The 25,840-nt window shown below is 52.9% G+C and carries 26 protein-coding genes; 18 read left to right on the forward strand and 8 right to left on the reverse strand.

Annotation, left to right across the window (positions count from 1 at the left end):
* The first annotated feature begins 7 nt into the window (after positions 1–7).
* The 5 genes from putA (at position 8) to CAG65_RS03720 (ending at position 6,444) form a co-directional block, all read left to right on the forward strand.
* Entirely contained in the window at positions 8–3,127 is a 3,120-nt protein-coding gene (gene putA / locus CAG65_RS03700) for a bifunctional proline dehydrogenase/L-glutamate gamma-semialdehyde dehydrogenase PutA (RefSeq protein ID WP_161452291.1), read from the forward strand.
* Positions 3,128–3,149: 22 nt separating this feature from the next.
* Entirely contained in the window at positions 3,150–3,848 is a 699-nt protein-coding gene (locus CAG65_RS03705; RefSeq protein ID WP_161452255.1) for a 1-pyrroline-5-carboxylate dehydrogenase, read from the forward strand.
* Positions 3,849–3,917: 69 nt separating this feature from the next.
* A complete protein-coding gene (gene putP, locus CAG65_RS03710; protein WP_021706279.1) occupies positions 3,918–5,408 on the forward strand; it encodes a sodium/proline symporter PutP in 1,491 nt (496 codons plus the stop codon).
* 216 nt (positions 5,409–5,624) lie between these two features.
* Positions 5,625–5,843, forward strand: coding sequence for a hypothetical protein (locus CAG65_RS03715; RefSeq protein WP_161452257.1), 219 nt, complete (start codon positions 5,625–5,627; stop codon positions 5,841–5,843).
* 124 nt (positions 5,844–5,967) lie between these two features.
* Positions 5,968–6,444: an Lrp/AsnC family transcriptional regulator gene (locus CAG65_RS03720; RefSeq protein WP_021706277.1), complete on the forward strand. Its 477-nt coding sequence runs from the start codon at positions 5,968–5,970 to the stop codon at positions 6,442–6,444.
* 63 nt (positions 6,445–6,507) lie between these two features.
* Here the strand turns inward: CAG65_RS03720 and CAG65_RS03725 are convergent, their stop codons facing one another.
* On the reverse strand, positions 6,508–8,832 hold the full coding sequence (locus CAG65_RS03725) for a winged helix-turn-helix domain-containing protein (RefSeq protein ID WP_161452259.1): 2,325 nt from the start codon (positions 8,830–8,832) through the stop codon (positions 6,508–6,510).
* Positions 8,833–9,042: 210 nt separating this feature from the next.
* Between CAG65_RS03725 and CAG65_RS03730 the strand changes: the two genes are divergently transcribed.
* The 5 genes from CAG65_RS03730 to CAG65_RS22365 all read left to right on the forward strand — a co-directional run bounded on the left by CAG65_RS03730 (position 9,043) and on the right by CAG65_RS22365 (position 12,452).
* A complete protein-coding gene (locus CAG65_RS03730; RefSeq protein ID WP_161452261.1) occupies positions 9,043–9,735 on the forward strand; it encodes a cytochrome c biogenesis protein CcdA in 693 nt (230 codons plus the stop codon).
* A 10-nt stretch (positions 9,736–9,745) separates the two neighbouring features.
* On the forward strand, positions 9,746–10,261 hold the full coding sequence (locus tag CAG65_RS03735; RefSeq protein ID WP_161452262.1) for a TlpA family protein disulfide reductase: 516 nt from the start codon (positions 9,746–9,748) through the stop codon (positions 10,259–10,261).
* On the forward strand, positions 10,258–11,157 hold the full coding sequence (locus tag CAG65_RS03740) for a peroxiredoxin family protein (protein ID WP_161452264.1): 900 nt from the start codon (positions 10,258–10,260) through the stop codon (positions 11,155–11,157). The genes CAG65_RS03735 and CAG65_RS03740 overlap by 4 nt, the downstream gene beginning before the upstream one ends.
* A gap of 206 nt (positions 11,158–11,363) precedes the next feature.
* Complete coding sequence (locus CAG65_RS03745; protein ID WP_161452267.1) at positions 11,364–12,299, forward strand: bile acid:sodium symporter family protein; 936 nt, start codon at positions 11,364–11,366, stop codon at positions 12,297–12,299.
* 24 nt (positions 12,300–12,323) lie between these two features.
* On the forward strand, positions 12,324–12,452 hold the full coding sequence (locus CAG65_RS22365) for a hypothetical protein (RefSeq protein WP_040902863.1): 129 nt from the start codon (positions 12,324–12,326) through the stop codon (positions 12,450–12,452).
* Positions 12,453–12,506: 54 nt separating this feature from the next.
* Here the strand turns inward: CAG65_RS22365 and CAG65_RS03750 are convergent, their stop codons facing one another.
* Positions 12,507–13,211, reverse strand: a complete 705-nt coding sequence (locus tag CAG65_RS03750) for a DUF445 domain-containing protein (RefSeq protein WP_161452269.1) — start codon at positions 13,209–13,211, stop codon at positions 12,507–12,509.
* 205 nt (positions 13,212–13,416) lie between these two features.
* Here CAG65_RS03750 and CAG65_RS03755 point away from each other — a divergent pair, with 205 nt between their 5' ends.
* On the forward strand, positions 13,417–13,950 hold the full coding sequence (locus CAG65_RS03755) for a YbhB/YbcL family Raf kinase inhibitor-like protein (RefSeq protein WP_161452270.1): 534 nt from the start codon (positions 13,417–13,419) through the stop codon (positions 13,948–13,950).
* A 10-nt stretch (positions 13,951–13,960) separates the two neighbouring features.
* Entirely contained in the window at positions 13,961–14,743 is a 783-nt protein-coding gene (locus tag CAG65_RS03760; protein ID WP_161452272.1) for a helix-turn-helix transcriptional regulator, read from the forward strand.
* Between the two features lie 40 nt (positions 14,744–14,783).
* Here CAG65_RS03760 and CAG65_RS03765 read toward each other — a convergent pair whose 3' ends face one another.
* Positions 14,784–16,637: an ABC transporter ATP-binding protein gene (locus tag CAG65_RS03765; protein ID WP_161452274.1), complete on the reverse strand. Its 1,854-nt coding sequence runs from the start codon at positions 16,635–16,637 to the stop codon at positions 14,784–14,786.
* A 328-nt stretch (positions 16,638–16,965) separates the two neighbouring features.
* On the opposite strand from CAG65_RS03765, the gene CAG65_RS03770 reads away from it, so the two are divergent.
* Entirely contained in the window at positions 16,966–17,943 is a 978-nt protein-coding gene (locus CAG65_RS03770) for an arginine deiminase-related protein (protein WP_161452276.1), read from the forward strand.
* A 113-nt stretch (positions 17,944–18,056) separates the two neighbouring features.
* Here CAG65_RS03770 and CAG65_RS03775 read toward each other — a convergent pair whose 3' ends face one another.
* Positions 18,057–18,977: a DMT family transporter gene (locus CAG65_RS03775; RefSeq protein WP_161452278.1), complete on the reverse strand. Its 921-nt coding sequence runs from the start codon at positions 18,975–18,977 to the stop codon at positions 18,057–18,059.
* Between the two features lie 149 nt (positions 18,978–19,126).
* Between CAG65_RS03775 and CAG65_RS03780 the strand changes: the two genes are divergently transcribed.
* Both CAG65_RS03780 and CAG65_RS03785 read left to right on the forward strand, forming a co-directional pair.
* Entirely contained in the window at positions 19,127–19,582 is a 456-nt protein-coding gene (locus tag CAG65_RS03780) for an Lrp/AsnC family transcriptional regulator (protein WP_021706265.1), read from the forward strand.
* 193 nt (positions 19,583–19,775) lie between these two features.
* Positions 19,776–20,612: a M15 family metallopeptidase gene (locus CAG65_RS03785; RefSeq protein WP_161452279.1), complete on the forward strand. Its 837-nt coding sequence runs from the start codon at positions 19,776–19,778 to the stop codon at positions 20,610–20,612.
* A gap of 112 nt (positions 20,613–20,724) precedes the next feature.
* On the opposite strand, the gene speB is transcribed toward CAG65_RS03785, so the two are convergent.
* Positions 20,725–21,660: an agmatinase gene (gene speB, locus CAG65_RS03790; RefSeq protein ID WP_161452281.1), complete on the reverse strand. Its 936-nt coding sequence runs from the start codon at positions 21,658–21,660 to the stop codon at positions 20,725–20,727.
* Complete coding sequence (gene speA, locus CAG65_RS03795; protein ID WP_161452283.1) at positions 21,661–23,571, reverse strand: arginine decarboxylase; 1,911 nt, start codon at positions 23,569–23,571, stop codon at positions 21,661–21,663. It abuts the gene before it with no gap.
* Between the two features lie 213 nt (positions 23,572–23,784).
* Between speA and CAG65_RS03800 the strand changes: the two genes are divergently transcribed.
* The 3 genes from CAG65_RS03800 to CAG65_RS22370 are packed head-to-tail and all read left to right on the forward strand — an operon-like array spanning position 23,785 to position 24,253.
* The gene (locus CAG65_RS03800) at positions 23,785–23,958 is read left to right on the forward strand and encodes a hypothetical protein (protein WP_161452285.1); all 174 of its coding nucleotides are present in this window, start codon (positions 23,785–23,787) and stop codon (positions 23,956–23,958) included.
* 24 nt (positions 23,959–23,982) lie between these two features.
* Entirely contained in the window at positions 23,983–24,120 is a 138-nt protein-coding gene (locus CAG65_RS03805; protein WP_161452287.1) for a hypothetical protein, read from the forward strand.
* A gap of 7 nt (positions 24,121–24,127) precedes the next feature.
* Complete coding sequence (locus tag CAG65_RS22370; RefSeq protein ID WP_272924832.1) at positions 24,128–24,253, forward strand: hypothetical protein; 126 nt, start codon at positions 24,128–24,130, stop codon at positions 24,251–24,253.
* A gap of 6 nt (positions 24,254–24,259) precedes the next feature.
* On the opposite strand, the gene CAG65_RS03810 is transcribed toward CAG65_RS22370, so the two are convergent.
* Positions 24,260–24,790, reverse strand: a complete 531-nt coding sequence (locus CAG65_RS03810; RefSeq protein ID WP_021706260.1) for an MltR family transcriptional regulator — start codon at positions 24,788–24,790, stop codon at positions 24,260–24,262.
* 49 nt (positions 24,791–24,839) lie between these two features.
* The coding region (locus tag CAG65_RS03815; RefSeq protein ID WP_161452289.1) for a mannitol-1-phosphate 5-dehydrogenase at positions 24,840–25,840 on the reverse strand (1,001 nt) is incomplete at its 5' end.

The following is a 25,840-nucleotide window of genomic DNA, read 5'->3' on the forward strand; positions in this document are numbered from 1 at the left end:
AAAACGCATGTTTACTGCTACTGATGTGTTAAAGACTGAGTTTGTTGAGCAACCGCTTGAACAGCTGTGGTCACTGATCTCGCCACTCTACATGGTGGACGAATCTCAATGGCTGAAAGAGTTGCTGCCGCTGGCAACCCCGAGTGAATCGGAAAAACAACAAGTCAGCCAGAAAACGACGCAACTGATCAACGCCATTCGCGCGGACAAAAAATCGATTCAGATGATCGATGCCCTGCTGCTGGAATACAGCTTGGATACTCAGGAAGGTATCCTGTTGATGTGTCTGGCAGAAGCGCTGATGCGCATTCCTGACGCGACGACGGCGGATGCTCTGATCCGTGACAAATTGAGCGTAGCGGACTGGAAATCTCACCTGAAGAATTCCGATTCCGTGTTTGTGAATGCCTCAACTTGGGGCCTGATGCTGACCGGTAAAGTGGTCGGTGTGTCAGAAGATGACGCCAAGAGCCCGGGGCAAGCGGTCAACCGCCTGGTCAACAAGCTGTCTGAACCGGTGATCCGCAAAGCCATGTATCAGGCCATGAAGATCATGGGGCATCAGTTTGTGCTGGGACGCACGATTGCAGAAGCACAGAAAAACGGTCGTACGATGCGTGACAAAGGTTACACCTACTCGTATGACATGCTGGGTGAAGCGGCCCTGACCACCGCGGACGCCAACAAATATTTCAAAGATTACCTGATGGCGATTGAAGCGGTAGGACGTGATAAATACGGTCTCGACACCAGCCCGGCGCCATCGGTTTCGATCAAACTGTCTGCGCTGCACCCACGTTATGAAGTGGCTAACGAAGCGCGTGTAATGACGGAACTGTACGACACCTTGATGCAACTGCTGAGCCGGGCGATGGAGCTGGATGTGGCCATCACCATTGACGCAGAAGAAGCCGATCGTCTGGAGCTGTCGCTCAAGCTGTTTGAAAAAGTCTACCGCAGCGAGCAGGTTAAAGGCTGGGGCAAGTTCGGTCTGGTGATTCAGGCATACTCCAAACGTGCATTGCCGGTGCTGGTATGGCTGAACGCGTTGGCGAAAGAGCAGGGAGATCTGATCCCGCTTCGTCTGGTGAAAGGCGCTTACTGGGACAGCGAAATCAAATGGTCTCAACAGGCTGGCTACAGCAACTACCCGGTGTATACGCGCAAAGAAGCCACCGACGTCGCGTACCTGGCTTGTGCGCGCTTCCTGCTGAGCGACAACGTGCGTGGCAACATCTACCCGCAGTTTGCCAGCCACAATGCTCAGACCGTGACTTCGATTGCGGTGATGGCTTCGCACAAAGATTTTGAGTTCCAGCGCCTGCATGGGATGGGGGATTCGCTCTATCACCACGCTATGGCCGCGTATAAGCAATCGGTGCGCATTTACGCGCCGGTCGGCAGCCACAAAGATTTGCTGCCGTATCTGGTACGTCGTCTGCTTGAGAATGGTGCTAACAGCTCGTTCGTGCACCGTCTGGTGGATGCGCGCTGTCCGGTTGAAACCCTGACTCAACATCCTGTCGATATGTTGCTGGCCTTCGATACACTCAACAACAACAAGATTCCGTTGCCACCGCAGGTGTTCCCGGAGCGTCGTAACTCGTATGGCGTGAACGTTGATATTGAAAGTGAAAATGCGCCGTTTGAAGCGCAGGTGCAAGCCTGGCTGACCAAGCGTTGGACGGCAGGGCCAGTGATCAACGGTGAAGCTTTGTTCGAAAGCATGATCAAGGCTGAACAGGCGATGGAAATCGTCAAAGCGCCTTATGATCGTCGTATCGAAGTGGGTCAGGTGGCTTACGCGAACCTTGATCATGTTTCCGCTGCCATTGAAGGGGCTCAGCACGCTTTTGCCAGCTGGAACCAGACAGCGACAGCCACACGCAGCGCTGCCCTGGAGAAACTGGCCGACTTGCTGGAAGACAATCTGGCTGAGCTGGTTGCCATCTGTCACCAGGAAGCGGGTAAAACTATCCATGACAGCATTGATGAAGTGCGTGAAGCCGTCGATTTCTGTCGTTACTACGCCAAGCAGGTCGATGCATTGGGTGAGTTGGCCGTGACCAGCTTTGATGGTCAGGTGCGCAACGTTTCCCGTCAGGGACGCGGTGTGTTCGTTTGTATCAGCCCGTGGAACTTCCCGCTGGCGATTTTCCTCGGTCAGATCACCGCTGCATTGGTAGCGGGCAACACTGTGGTTGCCAAACCGGCGGAACAAACCAGTCTGATTGCCGCACGTGCCGTTGAGCTGATGCAGCAAGCTGGATTCCCGGCCGGGACGATTCAACTGCTGCCGGGCCGCGGCGCAGAAATCGGCAGTGCATTAACGTCGCATGCGGCGATCGCGGGCGTGGCGTTTACCGGTTCGACGACGACGGCACAGCGCATCAACCAGTCTCTGGCAGAGCGTGATGCCGCGCCGGTGCCGTTTATTGCGGAAACCGGTGGTCAGAATGCCATGATCGTGGACAGTACCGCACTGCCTGAGCAGGTGGTTCGTGATGTGATTCGTTCGGCGTTTGCGTCGGCTGGCCAGCGTTGTTCGGCTCTGCGGGTCCTGTATGTTCAGGAAGATGTGGCGGATCGCATCGTAACACTGATTCAGGGCGCGATGGGTGAACTCAAAGTCGGCACGCCTTATCTGCACAGTACGGACGTCGGACCGGTGATTGATCAAACGGCCAAAACCAAGCTGACGGCGCACTTGGAACTGATGAGTCAGACTCAGCATAAAGTAGCTCAGGTTGAACTGGATGAAACGTGTCAGCATGGCGATTTTGTCGCGCCAAGTGCGTTTGAAATTGATTCGATTGCGTGCCTGAAAGAAGAGCAGTTTGGTCCGATTCTGCATATCGTGCGCTTTAAGGCGAGCGAACTGGCTAACGTAGTGGCTGAAATCAACAACACAGGCTACGGTTTGACCATGGGTATCCACAGCCGCAATGAAACGACTTACCGCTGGATTGAGAAACACGCCCGGGTCGGGAACTGCTACATCAACCGTGACCAGGTTGGGGCGGTGGTCGGCGTTCAGCCGTTTGGTGGACAAGGCTTGTCCGGGACCGGACCAAAAGCCGGTGGCCCACACTACCTGTTCCGCTTCACTCAGACCCAGTTCGCTTAACCGGTAAGTAAGGAGAATCTACATGGTACATCAAGTTGCACGCTTTTCTGATGCTTACTCGGCATGGGAAAACTGGAATCTGACGGATTTCGATTCAAAAAGTGAATGTTTGCTGGCGTTTAAAAATGCGCTGCAAGAGAGCATGCCAGGCCTTGCCGGCGTGATCTCATACCATCTTCAGCAGGCTTCGGCACTGCTTGCTCAACCGCATCAATTGGTTGGGCCGACGGGAGAAACCAACGAGCTCTACACCGCAGGCCGCGGTGTGGCTCTGCTCATCCAGAATGATCAGAGTGAAAAAGCACAACGTGCCTTTGTTGCACAGCTGACCGCTGCACTGATTGCCGGAAACGGCATCGTGGTATGCAGTGATGATCTGCCGTTAACTCAGGCTTTGCAGGCTGCTTTTGAGCAGTCTTCCATTCCTGCCAACCTGATTCAGTTTGTCTCTTACGACGCTTATCAACAGCTGCTGGAATCAGACGTAAGAAGTGTTGGGTATGTAGGAACCACCTCGGTCGAGCGTACGCTTAACCGTCAACTAGCGAAACGTGAAGGCGCAATTATTGGCCTGGTTTCGGAAACGGATCTGGACGCAACACCTGTGGCGCACGATCCACATCTCTCGCTTCGGTTTATCACCGAACGCACCCGAACTATAAATATAACAGCAGTGGGTGGTAACGCGACCTTGCTTGAGCTAGGGAACGAAACCCACTAGCCCTTCTGAGTCGGCTCCTTCGCAAGAGGGGGCCATATTGAAGGCGATCTTTTTAAGAGGATTTTGTACATGGAAAATAGCTTCGCTATTACAACCACCTTTATCGTGTATCTGATACTGATGCTCGCTATCGGTGTGATCGCATACCAACGAACGAAAAACTCGTCAGATTATTTCCTGGGCGGTCGTTCCCTGGGACCTTGGCCAGCAGCGTTGTCTGCCGGTGCATCCGACATGAGTGGCTGGTTGTTGCTGGGTCTGCCTGGCTACGCGTATGCGGCGGGTATTGAGGCATTCTGGCTGGCTGGTGGCCTGCTGGTGGGTACTTGGCTGAACTGGCTGATCAGCGCTAAACGTCTGCGTACCTACAGTATCACTACTGACTCGCTGACCTTGCCTGAATATCTGTCTCGTCGTTTTAATGACAACTCAAAACTGATTCAGACCATTTCTGCATTCTTCATTCTGCTGTTCTTCCTTTTCTACACCAGTTCTGGTCTGGTTGCAGGCGGTAAGCTGTTTGAAACCGTCTTCGGTCTCGACTACACCACGGCGGTGATCGTCGGCACAGTGTGTGTGGTATCTTACACGCTGTTTGGTGGTTTCCTGGCGGTGTCCTGGACTGACCTGGTGCAAGGTTTGTTGATGGCGGCTGCACTGCTGATCGTACCGATTGCGGCAATGGAAAACGGATTTGGTCACCTGTCGACGGATCTGGCGAACATCAACCCGAACCTGCTGACACTGTGGCAAGATTCCAAAGGTGAGCCTTTGACTGCCGTCGCGATCATCTCGCTGGTTGCATGGGGTCTGGGTTACTTTGGTCAGCCTCACATTCTGGCTCGTTTTAAAGCGACACGTTCAAACAAAGACCTGACCACTGCTCGTCGCATTGCCGTGATCTGGACCGCCTTGTCTATGATTGGCGCGATGCTGGTTGGTCTGGTTGGTCTGATTTACGTCAACAGCACAGGTGACCTGTCCCTGGACGATGGTGAAAAAATCTTCATGCTGCTGGTGAACGCGATGTTCCACCCTGTCGTGGCGGGTATCTTGCTGGCGGCGATTCTGGCGGCCATCATGAGTACGGCGGATTCACAGTTGTTGGTGTCTTCTTCTGCACTGGCGGAAGACTTCTACAAGCAAGTGTTCAAGAAAGACGCGAGCTCAGAAGAGATCGTAATGGTAGGCCGTATTGCTGTAATCGCGATTTCTATCGTTGCGTTGGTGCTGGCGATGACGCCGGACAGCTCAGTGCTGGGTCTGGTGTCTTACGCCTGGGCTGGTTTTGGTGCGGCATTTGGTCCGGCTATCGTACTGAGCCTTTACTGGTCTCGCATGAACCGTAACGGCGCACTGGCGGGCATCATCATTGGTGGTGTTACCATCGTGGTCTGGAAACAGCTGACCGGTGGTTGGTTCGATGTGTACGAAATCGTACCGGGCATCATCTTCTCGACGCTGGCGATCGTTGGTGTCAGCCTGGCAACGGGTGCGCCTGACAAAGTGGTCATTTCTCAGCATGCAAGCTTTGAAAAGCACTTGGCAGAGCTAGACTAAGTCTCCACCTCTGCGTTTCAGCGCCCCGGCTTGCCGGGGCGTTTTTGATCTCGATCAAACTGTTACCGGGGTAATATCTTTGCTCTTGACAATACCCTGACGCGTTTTTTTGCACAGTGTCACGAATTTAATACTAAAGTTTGAGCAATCGGAACCATTAAGCGCAGAATGTGTCCACAAAACTGACACCTCGGACTTGTTAAAAGGAGAAACATCATGCCGGAAGCGTACTGCCATTGCTGTCGTAAGATTACCCCACACAAAATGGTAATGAAGCGATGTCAGAACGAAGAGCAGTCGGTGTTTACCTGGTTTGCCATGCTGTTTCAGGGCGAGCATTACGTGAAGATGGAGCAACAGGCGTTCTGCCGGGTTTGCAACACTCGCTCCGAGATGAGCAAGGCGACCCCGATTGGGAACGCTCACGCTGCTTAAAAAGTTTGACACACTAGCTGAAATGGCCGCGAAATGCGGCCATTTTGGTTTCTGCGCGCGGCATTCCTTCTTGCCAGCCGATCCAGTATTATCTTGCTAGCTAACAGAACAACGAGAAGCCACCATGGAACTTGATCGCATTGACCGCGAAATCCTCCGTACTCTGCATATGAAAGGCCGTCTGTCGATGGTGGAGCTGGCTCGTCAGGTCAACCTTACGACATCGCCTTGCTCCGATCGGGTCAAACGTCTGGAAAAAGAAGGTTACATCAAAGGCTATCATGCGGAGTTAAACCCCGAGAAGCTCGGCCTCGATGTACAGGTCTTTATTCATATTCGCCTTGATCAGACCAGTTTTTCGATTTTCGAAAAGTTTGCCGCTGCGGTATCCATGATGCCCGAAATTGAAGAGTGTTATTCGTTGTCGGGAGATTTCGATACCATGATCAAAGTGCGGGTCAAAGACATGAAGGCGTATCAGAACTTTATGTCGTCCAAATTGGGGACGTTACCCGGGGTGATTCAGACCCGAAGTGAAGTGGTGATCGAAGAACACAAAACCGGATTCGGCGTGAATCCAGAGTTACTTTCTACTTTGTAATTCGTGCGATTCCTGTGATATCTGTGGCCGTTTGCTGACGCAGAACGGCCTTTTGGTTTGTGCTCAGCTTTGCCACTCGGTTTCACAATACACGGAATGCGCCTGCGGTTCGATTTGCAATGGGATGGTCTGACCGCTGGCGAGGCGCTGGTAGTTTTCCAACTGGTGTTGATCGGTTTCTCCCCAGTAATGCGGAAACTGTTGGGCAAATTGTGCGAGAGTGGCAACCGCTCTTTGATGCTCTCCCAGCGCGCTGTAAGCACGCGCCAGATAACGGGCCTGCAGCCGAGTCGTCACCGGGTAGTGTTGCAGCGCCAGCACCCGTTGGTATTGTCCTTGATCCAGATAGAGTTTCATCAACGAGTAGACCGCGTAATGATGAGTGGTTGGTGCGCTGCCGTTGTCCCCAAGTTCGATGGCCTGAAGCAAATACTGTTCAGCCTTGGCCGTGTCACCCTGCGCGGCGTACCCCCAACCGAGGAAGATGTGCGTTGACAGTGCCAGCAGCGGATTATCCAACTGAGGCAGCAATTCCGTCATCCTTTGGATTGCCTGCTGCAGCTTCAGCTGATCGGCATCGAACAGCCCCTGATCTAACATGGCAAACGCGAGATAAAAACGAACCATCTCACGAAAGTGCGGGTTGCCTAAGGTTTTAGCGTATGTCTGAGCTTCACGGAATAAAGCTTCTGCGCGGCGGCCCTGATGCTGCTGGAGATGAAAAAACCCCGCGTACAGCAGTGCCTCTGTCAACTCGTAAGGCTGATGCAGCTCACGGTACGCGGTGATGGCTTGCTCCAGCGCCTGCTGCCGCTCACTGAGCGGCAGGCTGTAGTTGCGAGCGATCGCCAGTTGCGTGTCCGCTATGCGTGGCCGGTAATCCAGCTGTTGATAGTAATTCAGGGCCTTTCTCAGTTGCAGGCCATTTTGTCTGATGTCTGACCAAGGGCTCTGTTCCAGCCCTTCATTCGCCTGATTGCCCAGGTAGAACAACATGTCGGCCTGGTCATCCAGCGCCACCAGATTATCGCTCAGCGCCCGGGCGCGAGTGAGCCACTGCTGATGATCACGCCATTGCATCGCGGCCCAGGCAGCTCTGGCCGCCAGGCGATAACTGAGCAGCTTGAGGGCTTTGTCTTCGCTTTTTTCGGCCAGCGCGACTGCCTGAGCCACTCGTGGCTGCTGGTCTTCGTCGCCGCGCCGCCGGGCCAATTCAGCGTGCCAGACCGCAACGAACGCGGCCAGCACCGGATCACTGTCGGTGAGGTGTTTGGCGACGGTAACCAGAGTTTGCTCCGCGCTTGTCCACTCTCCAAGCAACACTTGGCTGCGACCCAGATAAGCCTGGGGCCACAGATCACTAGGGTCCAACACCGCCGCTGCACTGAAATAACGCCGAGCCCGATACGCCCCTTGCTGCTCAAGTGCACTGATCCCCTCGGCAAAGCTTTCAGAACTGAGTTTGAGGAAGGTTTTACCACTGCTTTTCTTTGGCATTGCCTGCGGATTGAGCAGCAGGTTGATTTGCTCCCCGACGGCGTAGATTTCCCCCGGTAACGACGGATAGCTGATGCTGCCTTGCTGTATGCGTCCATCGGCGTGGATCAGCCGGAAATCCAGCACTTGCTGTTGATTGTACAACCGGACAGCGGCGGTGATGGCGACATCGGCCTGACGTGCATTCAATAACGTACGAATGTCGCTCTCTGAGGTCGGTTGCGTCAGGTTGGCGTTTAACAGCCACATCTGACTCTGGCTGGGGGAGGTGATGTCTGCCTGCGCATTCTGGCGCAGCACCATAGACAGCATGTCTGCCAGTCCCAGTTCTACCCAGTTGAGTTCTGCCAGGCCAGAGCGGTTATGAAACGGCATGACAACCACATGCTCGCTGGCCGATGGTGGCTTGGATGCTGTCCATGGCAGCAGTTGCCAGGCTGCCACGGCGGTCGCCACCAGACATAACGTAAGCGTTGCCCAATGGACACGGCTGAACTTGAGCCAGTTGGATGACGTTTTGGGTATGGTGATGTCTTGGCTCGCTGGTATCTCGTCAACCGTCACGGCTGCGTCGGTGGCAAGCGGCATAATCCATTGGTAGCCGCGTTGCGGATAGGTACGTACATAATGCGGTTGCTGCGCTTTGTCCCCCAGTGCTTTGCGCAGATCGCGGATACTTTGAGTCAGAGACGTATCGCGGAACTCACCATGCTGCCACAGTGCGCCGAGAAGCTCGTCTTTGCTGACCACACGATCGCGATGTTCGATCAGATAACACAGTAACTCGGCGACTTTATGGCGCAGTTTAATTTCCTGGCGTTGGTCATTGCTGCTCATGTCATACAGATAACCGGTTTGTGCATCAAATTCAAAATGGGCAAATCGAACCATAGTCGGACACGGCTGTTTAAAAAATCGTGACGGAATAGTAAATCACTTCCATGTTTGGGCTCAATGGTATTGGTTATCGTTATGGGCCGTTTTCGGTGGGATTTTAGATGATTTTATCTCGATTTTAGCTGGATTTTAGGCCGATCTGATATGGCCGGAAGTCAGGCAGGATATAACTTGAGGCAACTTCACGCTCTCAGGACCCGAACGATGGAAACCACCATTCAGACGTTGCTGTTTCAAGGCCAACCTTCCTTTTATTTACTCGCTGTGGTGTTTGCCGCCGGTCTGCTGACCAGCCTGACTCCGTGTGTTTATCCGATGCTGCCGATCACGGTTTCGGTCGTGGGCAGCCAGGCCCGCACACGATCACAAAGCGTGGCTTTTTCACTCTTGTATGTCCTCGGCCTGGCGCTGGTCTACAGCCTGCTTGGCTACCTGGCCGCCAGCAGTGGGCAACTGTTTGGCACCGTGGCCACGCATCCACTGACTTTGCTGTTGGTGGCTGGCCTGTGTCTGCTGATGGCGCTTTGGATGTCGGGATGGGTGGCAATGTCCAACCTGATGACAAGCACGGCAATTTCGGTGCGAAGTGCCTGGCTGAATGTATTACTGGCAGGCGCGGTATCTGGACTGGTGATGGCGCCCTGTACCTCCCCGGTACTCGGCATGATGCTGATGTACGTCGCGGCAGACGGGAATCCGGCTTGGGGAGCGAGCCTGATGTTCGTATTCGCTTTTGGCATGAGTGCCTTGCTGATCGCCGCCGGCTCTTTTACGGGCCTGCTGACGACCATTCCACGCTCGGGGCGCTGGATGTTGGTGGTCAAATGGTTGATGGCATTACCGATGTTTGCCGCGTCTTTTTATTTCTTCTGGCAGATTTTTACCCTCCTACGATAAGGAACTTACTATGAAAAAAACGCTTCTTAGTGCGTTTGGGCTGGTGTCGGCCCTGCAACTTGGCTTGGTCAGCACAACCCATGCGGCGGCGCTGCCTCAAGCACCGGAACTCACGGCTCAAACACTCACTGGTCGTAGTATCGACCTCAGCCAGTTTCGTGGCGAAAAGCCGGTATACCTAAAATTCTGGGCGACGTGGTGCAACTACTGCAAAGCGGAGATGCCGCATTTGCAGTCTATTAAGGACAATTACGGGGACGAGGTGGAGGTGATTTCCGTTAACGTGGGCTTTAACCAGACGCCGGCAGGCGCACAAGCTTATATGCAGCGTAATGGTTATGACCTGCCGGTGGTGTTTGATGCCGATGGCGCCATTACCCGCAGTTTTAACGTGGTGGGTACGCCGCAGCACATTCTGATTGACCGCGACGGCCATATCGCTTACCGCACGTTTCTTGCCACGGATCAACTTGACCAGATGATCGAACATTGGTCTGAAGACAAGCCGCAAGGAGAACAACGATGAACTACCTAACACTAATCACGCTGATCTTGATGTGTTTCTCCGCGGCTGCAACCAGTTTGCCGCATCGTGTTGAGAGTGTCGCCGGCCAATCCATTGAACTGACGCACAATACGCATCTGGTGTTTTTCAACATCTGGGACAATTACGATGCCAAAAGCGGTGCGCTGAAATACGTCGATTCGCTGCCAGATACTTTTACGGAACAGTTTCCGACCGTTTGGATCCAGCCGGATCTGAACATTACCCAGGCACAAATGAAAGATTACCAACAATTCTTTCCTCAGGTCGCGCCGTTGGTACTGGACCGTGGATTTGCCATGATGAACCAGATGCAAATCTGGCAGACGCCGCATCACGTGCTGATTGAAGAAGGGCGGGTGGTGTTTTCTGGCAGCGATGATGAGTTAAGCCGTTCGCTCAATCTTAAAGTGGCCAGCACGGCAGCATCCAGTGGCGCCGTGTCCGAAGCAGACCCACTCGCCACCGACTACCGCCGTCCTGATGTGGGAGACAACGCGCCCAAGTTTGGTCGTCAGACGCTAAGCGGTCAATCCGTTTCTCTGGCGTCGTTGCTCGACCTGCAGCCTCAGGCTGTCTCGCTGGTATTTTTGGACTCCATGTGTCCGATGCCCCACTATCCTGATTGCGAAAATAAAATAGCGCGTCTGAACCAAAAAGTGGCGTCCGAGTCTGACCGGGCCTGGGTGGGAGTGATCAGCCCATTTTATGTCGATGAGTCTGTGGCAAACGACTTTGCCAAGCGCATGAAACTGGATATTCCGTTGATCTTTGATCACGGCAACGCGATATTCCACGCCTATGGCGTGCATGCCACACCGTATCAGATTGAGGTCAATCCGCATGGGCGCATCACTGCGCGGGGCGAGTTACCTTAACGGTTCGGCAAGGTCTTTCACGGCTTTTGTTATGCATGGCGTCTGCGGTTAATTCGGACGCCGTTTTCTCTCAGGCGCTTATCCTTTTGTTAATAGTATCGACGGCAGAGCGCAATTTTGGTTAGATAGGCGCTCGGTATTTATCGGTTCTACGGTAAGGCGCTGCGGCGCTACTGCTTGAAACGATCTGCAAGGATAAGGTTCTGATGTTAAGGATGATCACTAATCTCTTTCCGCTTTGGGCGGTATTGTTGTCGGCGGCCGCGTTGTTTCAGCCTCACTGGTTTGTCGACTTTAAATCTCTGATTGTGCCGCTACTGGCTGTCATCATGCTGTCGATGGGATTGACGCTCAAGCCGGCAGATTTTGCCAATGTACTAAAGAATCGCGCCGCGGTGACCGTTGGTGTCGCGCTGCAGTTCACCGTGATGCCGCTGGTGGCGTTACTGGTTGCTCGCGTTATGCAATTTGACCCGACTCTAACGGTGGGGATGATTCTGGTCGGTTGCGTGGCGGGTGGCACCGCCAGCAACGTGATGTGCTTCCTGGCGAAAGGTGACGTGGCGCTGTCCATCAGCATGACGGCACTGAGCACCTTGATCGGGGTGGCGGTGACTCCTTTGCTGGTGGAATTGCTCGCTGGGCAGAGCGTGGATATTCCCGTGGCGGGCATGTTTGTCAGCCTGCTCAAAGTGGTGTTGCTGCCGGTGGTGGTGGGCGTGGTGGTCAACACGTATCTGCATCGGCTGGTCGAGCGGGTTGCGCTGTTTCTGCCGCTTATTTCAATGGCCGTGATTGTCTTCATCATCGCGATTGTCGTGGCACTGACGGCCGGTAAACTCCGGGAAGTTGGCCCCGTGGTGCTGGTGGCTGTCATGATGCATAATGCGATTGGTTTGGCGGCTGGGTATTGGGTCACCTTAATGTTGGGCTTTGATAAACGAGTGTGCCGGACAATCGCATTTGAAGTCGGGTTACAAAATTCCGGACTGGCAACGGCGTTGGCGATGAAATTTTTTGCCCCCGGTGCCGCGATCGCCGGATCGATATTTTCTATCTGGCATAATATCAGTGGTTCAGCGCTGGCCGGGTATTGGTCGCGACGTCAGAGTGGTTGTGATGCGGTGATGACGGAGTCCTGAAAAGTAGTGCTCCCGGAGAGAAAGATGTTAATAGTAAAAAGACTGATAAAACTGGCGATCATCTGTGTGGTGTTTTTTACCCTGTTTGACTTGCTGTCGTACGGTGAAATCACTTGGCACCTGAGGCTGATTCAGGCGCTCAGTGGGCGTTAAGGGTAAGTTGGTTTAAAAAAGCCGCTCGGTTGAGCGGCTTTTTTCATCCGGTTATCAGGCAACCAGAGCGGTCAGTACTCCAATCAGGCCGCCGAACACGCCGCCCCAGACCACCAGCCAGCCTAAGTGCTGCTTAATCATCTTCTGCACGATCTCCTTGACCAGTTGAGGTGTCAGCTCATTGAGGCGCTGATCGATGATGTTTTCGATATTGTGCTTGATCTCATCCATCATCGCCGGCGATTCCAACTGCTCTTTCAGCGCCGCTTTGACATTGTCGCTCTGACTGATTTCAATGACGGATGCCTGCATTTTTTCGACAAACGGTTCTTTGAGTGGTTGCAGTGCTTCGGTGCCGCCAAACATCGCCAGCATGCCACCAAACGGAGAGTTAGCAATTACTTCCACCAGCGAATCGAAGGTCGGATTAAAATCGACGTTAGCGATCACGGGCTCCAGATCCAATGTTTTATCGCCGGACATCTCTTTGTTCAGAAACCGGTCGATATTGGTGTCGGTGAAAAATTGCTCCATCATCAGAGTTTTAATTGCGGCTTTAAACTCTTCGAATCGAGCGGGAATCACGCCAGAGCCATACAAGCCGGGCACTTTTTCAAACAGCATATGCACAGCCAGCCAGTTGGTGATGGCGCCGGAGAAAGCGAACAGACCAGCGTAAAATGCGATCTGGTTGTCAAACTGATAACCACCGGCCAAAACGGCGATAGCAACAATATTCGTCAGTAAGCTCTTGTTCATGTGGACTTATCGATAAGGGGAATAGATGGAGCAAGAGTATATTAATGCCCCCGCGGTGTGACAAGGTCTTCGCAGCAAGATAAGTCAGGATGCAACGAAAAGTATCAGAAATGTTTATTCTATGGACTATTTGGATACTTACAGTCACTATTTATTGTTGGCGAGTGGTTAGGATGTAGGTCCACTTTCATTTGAGGAGAACATCATGAAACCCACTTTATTGGCGTTGATCGCCGCTTCATCTCTGACGTCGCTGCCAACTTTCGCCTTGCAGTTGCACAGTCAGGACATCCAGGAAGGCCAGCCGATGCGGGCGGAATTCGAGTTTCAGGGATTTGGTTGTGCGGGTAAGAATCATTCGCCGCAACTGAGCTGGAGCGGGGCGCCCAAGGGGACCAAGAGTTTTGCGGTCACGGCTTACGATCCCGATGCGCCCACAGGCAGCGGCTGGTGGCACTGGAGTGCGGTGGATATTCCCGCGAAGGTAACCGCGTTGGCCAAAGGGGCGGATTTGGGCAAGTTAGGTGCCGTGGAGCTGCGCAACGATTACGGTCATCCGGGGTTTGGCGGTGTGTGCCCACCACAAGGCCATGGTATGCATCGCTACCAGTTTACCGTCTGGGCGTTGCCGGTTGAAACTCTGGATCTGCCTGAGAGTGCCTCGCCAGCGTTGGCCGGGTACATGCTCAATAGTATGGCTTTGGATCAAGCAACGTTGACGGCCACCTATTCTCGTTAAAGGAGGTGTGATGACAGAGCGGGCCTTTTCAGTCAGTTATTATCAGGGGTTGCATCCGCAACATTTGCGTAATGTCGCGGTGCTGGTGCCTTCGCTGTTCTGGATTCAAGCGGGCAGTAAGCGTGTGTTTCAGACGCACCAGACTGCCGACATTGAGGCGGGGATGATGTTGCTGGTGTCTGCTCGTGAGCGGCTCAGTTTTGAAAACCGGCCGGCGCAGGGCCGGTTTTGTTCTCTGCAAGTGAGCTTTCACATCGCGCCCGCTCGTGACATGCTGGAGTATAGCCGTTGCTGCGCCGCGGACAGGAGCGGGGCGCTGTTAAAACTGGATAAAGCTCTGCAAGAGACGCTGCGCCACCTGAGTCAGCTTGATGTATCGCGCTACAGCCTCGCGACACAGACCCATTGGTTAAACGCCCTCTATCAACAGTTGGCGGAACACGGTCGCTTACATCTGCTGTTCCCAGCAGAAGAGGACTCGCTGCTGGTGCGGTTGATTAGTTATTTGAGTCGAGCGCCGGATGAAGCGCATTCGATGGAGCAGGTATGTCAGTATTTTGCCATCAGCCGGGCGACATTGATTCGCCGTTTGAAAAAGCACGATACCCGCTTTCGGGATGTTTTGCTGCAGGTCAGAATGAACCATGCACTGGCGTTAATGCAAGGGGGGGAGCGTCAACAGCTCGCTCTGGCGCTGGCGTGCGGATATCAATCGCCAGAGCGATTCAGCCAGCGTTTCAGCCACTGGTTTGGCATTTCGCCCAAACAATATCTCAGAACACTGCCGCAATAAAAACGGCGACCTGAGGCCGCCGTTATCAGTGATGTGTGAGTTATGCACTTTGCTGCTCCGGCTCTTGTTCGCCAAGGAAACCGCCGGTCTGGTGCGCCCACAATTGCGCGTAGATGCCATTGGCTGCCAGCAATTCCTGATGAGTGCCTTGCTCGACGATGTGACCTTTGTCGAGCACGATCAGGCGATCCATGGCGGCGATGGTGGATAGGCGGTGGGCAATCGCGATCACGGTTTTGCCTTCCATCAGTTCGTAAAGGCTTTCCTGAATAGCGGCCTCGACTTCTGAGTCGAGTGCTGAGGTTGCTTCATCCAGCACCAGCAAGGGCGCGTCTTTCAGCAATACCCGGGAAATGGCGATACGCTGACGCTGGCCACCGGACAATTTCACCCCGCGCTCGCCAACCTGAGCGTCGTAGCCTGTGTTGCCGAACGGATCGCTGAGCGTCTCAATGAACTCATGCGCATGGGCCTGTTTGGTCGCGCGGAGCAAATCGTCTTCGGTCGCATCCGGGTTTCCATACAGCACGTTGTCGCGAATTGAGCGGTGCAACAGCGAGGTATCCTGAGTCACCATACCGATGTTGCGACGCAGCGAGTCCTGCGTGATGTGTGAAATTTCCTGGCCATCAATTTTAATCTGGCCACCTTCCACATCGTGAAAACGCAGCAACAAATTCACCAAGGTCGATTTGCCCGCGCCAGAACGGCCCACCAGGCCGACTTTTTCTCCCGGTTTGATGTGGAGGTTAAGATGATTGATGACGCCTTTCGCCTCCTCTCCGTAGTGAAAACTCACATCATCAAACTCAATGCCGCCCTGATGTACCTGCAGATCTTTCGCTCCGGGTTTGTCTTTGATGTCGATGGGTTTGGCCATGGTGCGCATGCCGTCGACGACGGTACCCATGTTTTCAAACAAGGCCCCGACTTCCCACATGATCCACATCGACATCCCATTAATCCGCAGCGCCAGACTGATGGCAATCGCAATCGCGCCTATGGAGATGGCGTTGTCCATCCACAAGAAGATCGACAATGCGGCTATCGAGAACACCAGAATGTAGTTGGTGATTTCCACTGCGACGTCAAAGCCGGTGACCAGACGCATTTGTCGGTATACCGTATCCAGAAAACCCTGCATGCCTTTTTCTGCGTACTGGGTTTCCCGTTTGCTGTGTGAAAACAGTTTCACCGTGGCGATGTTGGTGTAGCTGTCGACGATGCGGCCGGTCATGGTCGAGCGGGCATCAGCCTGTTCGGAGGCGACCTGTTTGAGTTTTGGAACAAAGTAGATCTGAATCGAGACATAACACAACAGCCAGATCATCATCGGGATCATCAGGCGCCAGTCGGCCTGAGCCAGCAAAACAATGATTGAGGTGAAATACACGGAAACGTACACAAATACGTCCATGCTCTTCATAACGGTTTCCCGCACCGCCAGTGACGTCTGCATTACTTTAGTGGCGACGCGGCCGGCAAAGTCATCCTGGTAGAAGTTGAGGCTTTGCTTGAGCAGGTAGCGATGCGCCAGCCAACGAATCGACATGGGATAGTTACCAAGCAATGTCTGATGGACCAGCAGTGAGTAGCCGACAACCAACACCGGCATGACCACCAACAATAAGCCGCCGTAAAACATCAAGTCACTGCGATTGTCTTGCCAAAAGGTCTCAGGGTTACTGCTCGACAACCAGTCAACCAGATTGCCCATTGCGCCAAACAGCGATACTTCGACGATCGCCACCACGGTGGCCATTAAAGACATGATCAGCAGTGGAATTTCAAAGCCGCGCGTGTAGTAACGACAAAACGCGAAAATACCTGCAGGCGGTTGTTCCGGTTCTTTGTCGGGGAAAGGTTGGGTGAATCCTTCAAATTTCTTAAACATAATTCGTCCTAAAAAGCCAACGTCATCAGCCTGTCACCTCATGGTGTTTGTATCCGTCAAGGGGGTTATTGGGTGTATTGATCAGGCAGAGTGCTGCAATTGTATATGAAATGTGCACATTTAGGCAGGTTTTCCCACTTCATTCACTTGCATAATATGCGAGCAACGCAAATATTCCGTCTTGGTGGCAGTGAAAATTACTGTAAAATGGTTTTTATTCAGTTAAGTCGTTAAGTTTTGGATGATGAAAGTCTGAAATTCAGCAAAATCAGGCTTAACAATATGTTTACAATCTGAATAAATTTAGTGAAGAGATGAGTGTCCGAACATGTTGCAGGAACAAGAAAAATTAAGTCCGGATTACCAGACCGTCCAGAACGCCAACTGTGTGGTGATGGTGCCGCCGAAGGAGTTCAAGTATAACGCAGAGACGGCTCAGGACAATGAATTCCAGCATCAGGTTGACCTGAGCGATAACCAGGTACGCCAGCAAGCAATGGCTGAATTTGATGCGATGGTGGCCACGTTACGCCGTGAAGGCGTGCAGGTTGTTGAGTTTGATTATCCGCTTTCGGCAGTGGAAACGCCTGATGCGGTTTTTCCGAATAACTGGTTCAGTACCACGGCGGAAGGCGGCTTTTATACGTTCCCAATGGCGTGTCAGAACCGTCAGCAGGAAGTTCGCCCTGATGCGTTAGTTGAGGCATTAAGTGACGCAGGCCGTTTGGTCAGTCATCAGGACTCACTGGTCGATTATCTCAACAGCAATGCGCATCTGGAAAGTACCGGCGTGATGGTGATTGATCACGTTAACCGGACAATTTACGCGGCGTTGTCTCAACGTTGTGATCGCGAAGTGCTGGAAGATTATGCTGAGCGCATCGGTTATTCACGCGTGGTGTCGTTCCAGACTGCATTGCCGTCTGGCCATCCGATTTATCACACCAATGTGATGATGGCGATTGGCGAAGGATTCTGCGTGATCTGTGATGAAGTGATCCCGGAGTTTGAACGCCGTTTCGTGCTCAAATCACTGGCCAAAGACAAGCAGGTGATCTCGATTTCGATAGATCAAATGAACCGATTCTGCGGCAATATTCTGCAGTTGGAAACGGTCAATGGTGACAAAGTGATTGCGATGTCTCAGTCGGCGTTTGATGCGTTCTCACCCGCGCAGCGCGCACAGTTGTCGAGTCACGGTAAACTGCTGCCCTTTAATGTGAAAACCATTGAAGACATCGGTGGCGGCAGCGTGCGTTGTATGTTGGGCGAAGTGTTCCTGCCAAGTCGCAAAAATCCGCTGTAACCTATCCGTTTGCCGTCGGCGCCGCTCATGATTGGGCGGCGTCGCTGTTTTTGCGCCACTTTATTGGTCTCACTACCATTCGACACTGGATTGGCGGATAAAAACGCGGATCATCAGCGCCCCGGTGGCTGGTAGGCGAGTGAGGTGTCGTTTCTCATAAAGACATTACTGGCGATCACGCTGCCCCCGCATATCAGGCCGAGCGCGGTCCAGGTTTCTGGCGTTGGAACCTCGCCAAACACAGGAATGGCCAGCAAAGTAGCGACAGCTGGCGTGGCAGAAGCGAATGCCGCAGATCGCTCCGCACCCAATTTAGTAATCGCATGCAGATAGGTAAACGCCGCCAACAGACCCGCCCCAACGCCTTGTAGCAGGATATGCCCGCTGACCTCTTTCCACGGCCAGTTGACCAAGGCGGTTTGTGCCAGATGGCTGTCGAGGCGTCCGCTGACAATCAATACGAGTAATGCGCCAGCAGAGACCAGAGAAATATAACCCGCGCTGACCAAAGGATGCAGATTGGCGACCCGGGCACTGATGGTGAACATTGCCCACATCAGGCTGCCAAGTAGGAATAGCATGTGGCCATTCAGTTGCGCATAGTTATACGTGGAAAGGCTGGAATAAAGGAACAATCCAATGCCGCTGAGCACCAGTGTCAGGCCAGCCAGACGGTGACGGCTGAGCGGCTGAGCATAGCAACTCACGGCAATCGCTGACACAAACAGTGGCAGTGTTCCGGGGATCAGGGCACTGCCATGAGCCACGGGCGCATACTGCATGGCGGTGCTGGCCACCAGCAGATAAGGCAGGCCGCAGCCAACTAGCATGCCGACGTGGTAACGACGTGGGACGGCCAGCAATTGCTGACGCGCTTTCATTACCCAGGGTAACAGCACCAGGGCTGGGAAGATAAAGCGCGCTAGCGCAATATCCGCAGGAGTCAGTGCGGAATTCGCCCCGCCTTTAAGTGAAAGAAAAAAACCGGACCAGAGCAACAGTGTGGCCAGTATCGCCAGATACCCAGAAATCATAACCGTCTCGTGAGGTTGGACACATTGGATACCATTATGAAAGGGAAATAACGCATTAACCGGGCAAGTTGTGGTAAAAATAAAGTGATCTATGATTGAATCAACTCAGTTTTAATTATTTTTTGATAGAAAAATGCAAAGGATTGAAAATGGACCGAATCGATCGTCACTTGCTCAGGTTGATCCAGCAACACGGCCGGCTCTCGACGGCTGAACTGGCGGACATGGTTGGTTTGTCCGCCTCACCCTGTGCGAGGCGGCTGAAACGTCTTGAGGAGTGCGGGGTGATCGACGGTTACCGTGCCTGCCTGAACAAGAGCAAAATCGGGGTGGGTATGACGGTCTTTGTTGAAGTCAGTCTCAATAATCATCAGGCCAGTTCGATTGATGATTTTGAACAGGCCGTGATGGCGATGGAAGAGGTGATCAGTTGCCACGTGGTCTCAGGTGCCTACGATTATCTGCTTGAGGTAGTCAGCAAAGAGCTGGCGGGTTATGAATCTTTCATCCGTAAGCTCCAGCAACATGAAAACGTCAAAGATATCCACACCCATCTTGCGATTCGCCAGGTCAAAGGTGAGGGCATATTGCCGGTCTTTATCTGATCAGCAGCGAGTGCCGCACACCGGTGGTGAGAGGACTCGTGCTCGTTGTCGGAGAGTGGCTGGGATTCGGTACATGAAGCGGGGTCGTAAGCGACGACTCTGTCACGCTTGTAGTGCAGGCGCTTGAAAAGCGTTTCAGGATGGGGCAAGGTGTGTTTTTCTCAATGTTGCGACATGTTCGGATAGCTGCCCCATGCCTGGAAAAATTCTGTCATCGATTGTTGTGCTGCCACTGCTGCTGAGTACGTCGGCACTGGCGAGTGTTGAGCCAATCACCCCGCAACAATGCAAAGTGATGCGGGAAAAAGGGGCGATAAGCAATGAATCTCCGATTCAATGCGATCGCCTGTCGACGGTACACGTGCACCACTATGATTTTAATGGCGAGGTCAAACAAGGCGCGGTGGTGGTGATGAATTCGGTTGCGCATCGTGTTGAGCGCATTTTTGAGGCACTCTATCAACGCAAGGTGCCGATGCAATCCGTACTGCCCATTGAACATTTCAACGGCAGTGACAAAGCGTCGATGACGGCCAACAACACCAGCGGCTTCAATGCCCGGCCGATGACCGGCGGCACGGAGTGGTCGAAACACGCATTTGGTCTGGCTATTGATATCAATCCGGTGCAGAACCCGTTTATCGACATTGATGATCATAATCGGGTCAGTGTACAGCCCGAACAATCCACCAAGCAGTATCTGAACCGATATACTTACCGGGCTGGCAAACCGGTTCGCAGTGGCATGGCAGAAGACGTGATCGATATTTTCGCTGAGAACGGTTTTTTGACCTGGGGTGGTTACTGGAACTACCCCATTGATTCACAGCACTTTGAAGTCGGACCGCGTGCGCTGGTCAACCGTTTGGCAGCGGAACCGGGCAAAGCGCGAGGGGTCTTCGAAAAATACATTGCTGACTACCTGACCTGCATGAAAGAGTCCACTCAGGCGGTACACGAACAGGCCCGGGCGATTTGTGTTCAGAAGGTAACGAAAAAATTCTCTAATTGGGCCCCTTCGCGCAAATAATGCCACCTATTTGGGACGATACGCCGTTGGTAATTCTCCTTTTTTCGTTTACGTAAACCCAGAGAATAGCAATAAAAATAGCCCCATTCGGGGCTATTTTTTGGACAGATGATCAGGCGGTTTTTTCGCTGTCGCGGTTGAACGCCCAAGCGTACATCAGCTCCAGAGCAATGGTGGCGCCGGCCAGGGCGGTAATGTCGCTCTGATCGTAGGGCGGCGATACTTCCACTACATCCATGCCGACAATGTTCATCCCGGCCAGGCCGCGAATGATTTTCAGCACTTTGTCCGAGTTGAGTCCACCACAGACCGGTGTACCGGTCCCCGGGGCAAAAGCCGGATCCAGACAATCGATATCAAACGTAACGTAAACCGGCTTGTCACCGGTGATGTCGCGGATCTGAGTGACGATGTCAGCGGCGGGCAGATCGTTGGCTTGCATCGCGTTGATGACATTAAAGCCATGACGCTCCTGAGCGTACTCGGTTCGGATCCCGATCTGAACCGAATGTTTCGGTGAGATCAGGCCTTCATTCGGCGCATGATAAAACATGGTGCCGTGATCATAACTGCTGCCATTGGCGTAGGTGTCGGTATGCGCGTCAAAATGAATCAACGCCATTTCACCTTGGTGCTTGGCATAAGCACGCAGGATGGGCAGGGTAATGAAATGATCCCCTCCCAGTGCCAGCACGGTTTTGCCGCTTTTCAGAATCTCTGAGGTGGCAGCTTCAAGCCGGTAGGTAAAATCTTCTGCGTCGCCACAATCAAACACCAGATCGCCAGCATCGATCACTTTGGCGCGTTTGAAGACGTTAAATTCCCATGGAAACTTTTTACCTTCCCAGGCCAGATTCACTGATGCACGGCGAATCGCATCCGGGCCCATCCGGGCACCGGGACGTCCTGATGTCGCCATATCCAGCGGAACCCCAAGCACCACCAAATCCGCATCGCTTTCCAATGGATCGCGCTGATAAGGCTGACGCAGGAATGTCATCGCATTGGAATAGAGTGAATAATCGGTTTTGCTAAACAAATCATTCATTTAAAAGTCCTCTAAGTAAGTATACCCGCTCAGACCCTGTTCCAGTTCATCCAGAATGGTCTGCTGTTCGTGGCCGGATACGCGCAGGCGCACCAGTTCGCGGTAATGTTCACGGATGCTGTCTACATCAATATGGACGTAGCGCATCATATCTTCCACCGTATCGCCTTCGTTGATCGACGTCAGCTCAGCCTGGCCATTGTCATGGATGTTCACTACCACGCTGTGCGTGTCGCCGAACAGGTTGTGCATGTCACCCAATATTTCCTGATACGCACCGACCAGGAAAAAGCCCATCAAATAGGGTTGATCTTTGGTCCACGCTGGTACGGGCAGGGTCGTTTCAATGCCTTGGCCTTCCACGTACTGTTCGATTGCTCCGTCAGAGTCACAGGTGATGTCGAGCATCACGGCTCGGCGATCGTCGAGACGGTCCAGCCCTGACAGTGGCAGGACCGGGAATACCTGATCGATACCCCAGGCATCCGGCAGCGACTGGAACAACGAGAAGTTGACGAAGAACTTGTCTGCCAGACGTTCGCTAAGCTGGTCGAGGATCGGCCGGTGGAAACGGTTCTTTGTGCTCATCTTGTGACTGAGCTGATGATAGACTCTCAGCGACAGTTGTTCTGCCCAAGCACGTTGCTGCAGGTTGAGAACGCCCGTGGCGAACTGAGAATGCACTTCGGCCAGGTCACTCTGGGTGTCATTGTAAATTTCAATCAGTGCGCGAGCATCCATACCATCTTGCAGGCACTCCCAGTTACGCCACATATTTTGCAGCAGAAGAGGGTCGTGCCACTCCGGTTCAGAGACACTCTCCGGATGGTACGCTTCGGTGCCGATGACGTTTGTGATCAGGACCGCATGGTGTGCCGTCAGTGAACGGCCTGATTCCGAAATGATCACCGGCGTTGGCTGTCCGTACTGCAGGCAGACGTCACCAACGGTATTCACTACGTTGCGTGCGTATTCCGCCAGACCGTAGTTCATCGAGTTGGACGACTGGCTGCGTGTGCCGTCGTAGTCCACCGCCAGGCCGCCACCGATGTCGAAATAGTCGATGTGTGCCCCCATGCTGCGCAGTTCGCAGTAGAAGCGGGCGGATTCATTGACACCGTTGCGCACGTCACGAATGTTGGCCATTTGCGAACCCAGATGAAAATGCACCAGTTGCAGCGCATCAAGCATATTTTCACTGCGCAGCCGATCCATCACATTGAGTACCTGCGATGCGGAAAGACCGAACTTAGATTTCTCACCACCGCTGGACTGCCATTTGCCTGCGCCTTGCGATGCAAGACGAATGCGGATCCCAAGCCGGGGTTTTACGTCCAGGCTTTTGGCCTCTTTCAGCACTAAGTCGAGCTCAGACATTTTCTCCAGCACGATAAAGACTTTATGACCGAGTTTTTCGCCGATCAGAGCCAGACGCATGTATTCACGATCTTTGTAACCATTGCAGACGATGACTGAGCTGGCTTTCTGCGCCAGGGCCAGAACTGCGAGCAGCTCAGGTTTACTGCCGGCTTCCAGACCCAATTGTTTGGTTTCCAGCTGAGCCTGACTGGCCAGTATCTCATCGACAACTTCACGCTGCTGGTTTACCTTAATCGGATACACCAACAGATAATTGTTCGGGTACTGGTACTCTTCAATCGCCTGATTAAATGCCTGACAGATGTTGTGTACTCGCTGATGCAGAATTTGTGGAAAACGCACTAACACCGGCAGGTTGAGACCTTGCTGTTCGATCTGGTGCACAATCTGGCTCAGCGGCATCGGATGCGCATTATCTTTGCGTGGCGAAACGTAAACTTCACCGTTGTTATCGATACCGTAAAAACCCTGACTCCAGTAATGGACGTTGTAATCAGCACGTACGCTGTCTAGTTTGGATACTTGTTCCACATTTCATCTCAAGCAATCGTTATCTGCTGGCCGAGTCGGCCACCAAGATAAAACAGAAAATCGTGACCTGCCGCTGGTGGAGGTCACACCCGACACGGTGTCGCGTCAGCGCGCATTAACGGACAAAAGCGGGTGTGAGTCTAATGATTAAAATTTGTCGTCACGATTGAAAAACGGCGCGATTCGCTGACGAATCATCACTGCTGCATATCCATGAAAAATTCTGCTATCGACGGCCGAAATGAGCGTGTTTTTCTCACTCAGAATGCGATTGTGGCCGCTGACCAGCAGCGCAATGTATGGCTGATAGGCAAGGATCAGCGTGTTACCCGCCAAACTGTGCAGTTGGGCGACAACATTGCCAACGGCATGGTGATCGTCGAGTAAGGGGGGAAGGTTGGTGAGCCAGTCGTGACAACCGGTTTACAGAGCTTGCATGCTGGCATCAGCGTCCGGGTGATCCAACCCAACCATCAGGTATTATGTCGGATGCCACTGCAACAGATGAGCCGCAACCTCAGGAGTGCTGTCATGAAGCTGCCGGAATAAACACCCGGTGTTCGCCACAGGGCCGGATTCAGTCGGACAGGTGAATATCGGTCTGGTGTTGGTCAGTGGACTGATTGCGGGTACGTTCTTCTCGTTGTTTATTGTCCCGACCGCGTATGCGCCACAAAAATAAACGCATCTAAAATGGGCTTTCTTTATCCAGCTCACTGCACATTTCGACAATGGCAAGCGAAAGCCCGGATTTAATGATTTGTTGTTGCCGCTGTAGTTGCAACTGATAAAAATCCAGATCGATATCGCCATCCGGTTCCATGACTTCAAGTTGAACCATGCCCATTTTCTGCACCAGATTCAGTTTGCGTATTGGCTCAAGTATCGTCGGGTCGGTAAATTCGTACTCAGCGCCATCGCTGTTTAGCTTGTTACGTAGCTTAATCAGATCTTCAATATCGTGGTAAATCGGGTCGGGCAGAACGCCCAAACCATACAACAATTTGAGACGAACCGCCGGATCACCCAATGGACCGGAATCGTGCAGCAAAGGGCCAACCACCGATTGAACCGCGAAGTTGTCTTTGCGGAAAATTCGTTGCATCAGCACATCAATGGCGACTTCGAATATCTCCACCGTCGCAATAAAAAAACCGCGTACCGAGGGGGTATTGTTGAGACGCTCTAAGATTTCGGTTTCGTTTAACTGGTCTGCCATAAAGTGATTAACGTTGTGATTCAAAAGGGGCCATATGGCCCCATACGACTTACAATTGGTTGAAGATAGCTTCAACCTGCGTGGCTTCTGCACCGTTCTCATCCAGACCGGTGTAGTGAGCCAGAGTGGCTCTCAGGCCATGTTCACGTAGCGATGTTTGCAGCTCGACCGCTTGTGGATCGCTGTCGTTGGTGTATTTCAACGCTGCGGCGATGCCTCTGAGCAGCATGTGATTATCAGTGCCATACTCGATTGTACCCAGTAATGGTTTGATTAATCTATCGTTTGGCCCTAATTTGCGAATTGGCTGGCGTCCAACGCGATCCACTTCATCCACCAGATACGGATTCGCAAAGCGTCCGAGAATTTTCTCAATGTACGCGGCGTGAAATGCCCGATCGAAACCGTAGCGACGGATCAGCACTTCGCCACTCTCTTCCATTGCCTGTTTTACATCGGCGCGAATCTGAGGATCTTCAATTGCTTCACGAATGGTCTTGTGACCTTTCAGGCAACCGAGATACGCGGTAATGCAGTGGCCAGTGTTGAGAGTGAACAATTTGCGCTCAACAAACGCCATCAGATTATCGGTTTTTTCCATGCCGTTGATGTCCGGCACTTCGCCTTTGAACTGGCTTTCATCGACGATCCATTCGCTGAAGCTTTCGACGGTCACTTCCAGAGGATCGTCATTGGCGGCTTCGGCTGGTGGAACGATACGGTCAACCGCTGAGTCGACAAAACCTACCAGCTCATCCGCTTTGGTGTGCAGCGCCGGATCAAGATGCTTGTAGACTTCGCCTTTCAGGTGGGTAGTGCCACGCACCATGTTTTCACAGGCAATGATATTCAGAGGGTTATCGTTACCGGACTCAAAGCGCTTAGCGATGCCGGTTGCGATGGTTTTGGCAATGATGTCAAGTACGTTCGGGCCGACGGCCGTGGTGACCAGATCGGTATTCGCGATGCGGTCAATCACATCATTACTGGTCGAATTCACGGCGGTGACATGTGTAACGGTGTCAATGGTGCATTCCGTACCGACGACTT

The sequence above is a fragment of the Vibrio sp. V39_P1S14PM300 genome (assembly GCF_009904765.1).
Taxonomy (GTDB): domain Bacteria; phylum Pseudomonadota; class Gammaproteobacteria; order Enterobacterales; family Vibrionaceae; genus Vibrio; species Vibrio proteolyticus.

Excerpts from the sequence above, each read along its gene's own strand:
- putA (WP_161452291.1), top strand. The coding sequence starts at position 8 with ATGTTTACTGCTACTGATGTGTTAAAGACTGAGTTTGTTGAGCAACCG.
- CAG65_RS03705 (WP_161452255.1), top strand. The coding sequence starts at position 3,150 with ATGGTACATCAAGTTGCACGCTTTTCTGATGCTTACTCGGCATGGGAA.
- putP (WP_021706279.1), top strand. The coding sequence starts at position 3,918 with ATGGAAAATAGCTTCGCTATTACAACCACCTTTATCGTGTATCTGATA.
- CAG65_RS03715 (WP_161452257.1), top strand. The coding sequence starts at position 5,625 with ATGCCGGAAGCGTACTGCCATTGCTGTCGTAAGATTACCCCACACAAA.
- CAG65_RS03720 (WP_021706277.1), top strand. The coding sequence starts at position 5,968 with ATGGAACTTGATCGCATTGACCGCGAAATCCTCCGTACTCTGCATATG.
- CAG65_RS03725 (WP_161452259.1), bottom strand. The coding sequence starts at position 8,832 with ATGGTTCGATTTGCCCATTTTGAATTTGATGCACAAACCGGTTATCTG.
- CAG65_RS03730 (WP_161452261.1), top strand. The coding sequence starts at position 9,043 with ATGGAAACCACCATTCAGACGTTGCTGTTTCAAGGCCAACCTTCCTTT.
- CAG65_RS03735 (WP_161452262.1), top strand. The coding sequence starts at position 9,746 with ATGAAAAAAACGCTTCTTAGTGCGTTTGGGCTGGTGTCGGCCCTGCAA.
- CAG65_RS03740 (WP_161452264.1), top strand. The coding sequence starts at position 10,258 with ATGAACTACCTAACACTAATCACGCTGATCTTGATGTGTTTCTCCGCG.
- CAG65_RS03745 (WP_161452267.1), top strand. The coding sequence starts at position 11,364 with ATGTTAAGGATGATCACTAATCTCTTTCCGCTTTGGGCGGTATTGTTG.
- CAG65_RS22365 (WP_040902863.1), top strand. The coding sequence starts at position 12,324 with ATGTTAATAGTAAAAAGACTGATAAAACTGGCGATCATCTGTGTGGTG.
- CAG65_RS03750 (WP_161452269.1), bottom strand. The coding sequence starts at position 13,211 with ATGAACAAGAGCTTACTGACGAATATTGTTGCTATCGCCGTTTTGGCC.
- CAG65_RS03755 (WP_161452270.1), top strand. The coding sequence starts at position 13,417 with ATGAAACCCACTTTATTGGCGTTGATCGCCGCTTCATCTCTGACGTCG.
- CAG65_RS03760 (WP_161452272.1), top strand. The coding sequence starts at position 13,961 with ATGACAGAGCGGGCCTTTTCAGTCAGTTATTATCAGGGGTTGCATCCG.
- CAG65_RS03765 (WP_161452274.1), bottom strand. The coding sequence starts at position 16,637 with ATGTTTAAGAAATTTGAAGGATTCACCCAACCTTTCCCCGACAAAGAA.
- CAG65_RS03770 (WP_161452276.1), top strand. The coding sequence starts at position 16,966 with ATGTTGCAGGAACAAGAAAAATTAAGTCCGGATTACCAGACCGTCCAG.
- CAG65_RS03775 (WP_161452278.1), bottom strand. The coding sequence starts at position 18,977 with ATGATTTCTGGGTATCTGGCGATACTGGCCACACTGTTGCTCTGGTCC.
- CAG65_RS03780 (WP_021706265.1), top strand. The coding sequence starts at position 19,127 with ATGGACCGAATCGATCGTCACTTGCTCAGGTTGATCCAGCAACACGGC.
- CAG65_RS03785 (WP_161452279.1), top strand. The coding sequence starts at position 19,776 with ATGCCTGGAAAAATTCTGTCATCGATTGTTGTGCTGCCACTGCTGCTG.
- speB (WP_161452281.1), bottom strand. The coding sequence starts at position 21,660 with ATGAATGATTTGTTTAGCAAAACCGATTATTCACTCTATTCCAATGCG.
- CAG65_RS03800 (WP_161452285.1), top strand. The coding sequence starts at position 23,785 with ATGAAAAATTCTGCTATCGACGGCCGAAATGAGCGTGTTTTTCTCACT.
- CAG65_RS03810 (WP_021706260.1), bottom strand. The coding sequence starts at position 24,790 with ATGGCAGACCAGTTAAACGAAACCGAAATCTTAGAGCGTCTCAACAAT.